Source organism: Mesorhizobium sp. M7A.F.Ca.AU.001.01.1.1 (assembly GCF_004022735.1).
Classification (GTDB): domain Bacteria; phylum Pseudomonadota; class Alphaproteobacteria; order Rhizobiales; family Rhizobiaceae; genus Mesorhizobium; species Mesorhizobium ciceri.
The window spans coordinates 1-388 of the sequence record NZ_RZPF01001401.1 but is presented as its reverse complement, the minus strand read 5'-3'; the positions used below and the strand labels follow the sequence as shown (position 1 = coordinate 388).

2 pseudogenes are annotated in these 388 nt (G+C 62.9%); both read right to left on the bottom strand.

Annotation, left to right across the window (positions count from 1 at the left end):
- Positions 1–152, bottom strand: a pseudogene (locus EN884_RS40380) (acriflavin resistance protein); the annotation flags it as partial.
- Between the two features lie 64 nt (positions 153–216).
- A pseudogene (locus tag EN884_RS40030) lies at positions 217–388 on the bottom strand (ABC transporter substrate-binding protein); the annotation flags it as partial.

The window sequence follows — 388 nt, the reverse complement described above, 5'->3', positions numbered from 1 at the left end:
AGATAGAGCGTGGGCAGGATCAAGAACATTAGGGCAAAGATGAAGAACGGCGCCACGCCGATCCATTGCGTCGGCAAGCGGAAGGCGGTCGCCTCCTTCGGCGGCACCGGCTTGGTGGCGAATGCCTGATTTGAAAGCGAGAGATCGGTCATGCGCCGGCTACCGTCTTCGAGGAAGGACCGGGCGGCCTCGCGGCCGCCCGGTGGATTTCAAGTCTTACTTGACGTTGGCGCCGACAGTGGCGTCCCAGTTCTTGCTGATAGCTTCCTTGGCCTTAGCCTGCTCGTCGAGCGACGGGAACGCGGCCGAGGCATAGGATTCCGCCGGCGGCAGCTTGGCCAGCACGTCCGCCGGGATCTTGCCGTTCTTGGCGAGATCGTTGAAGCGG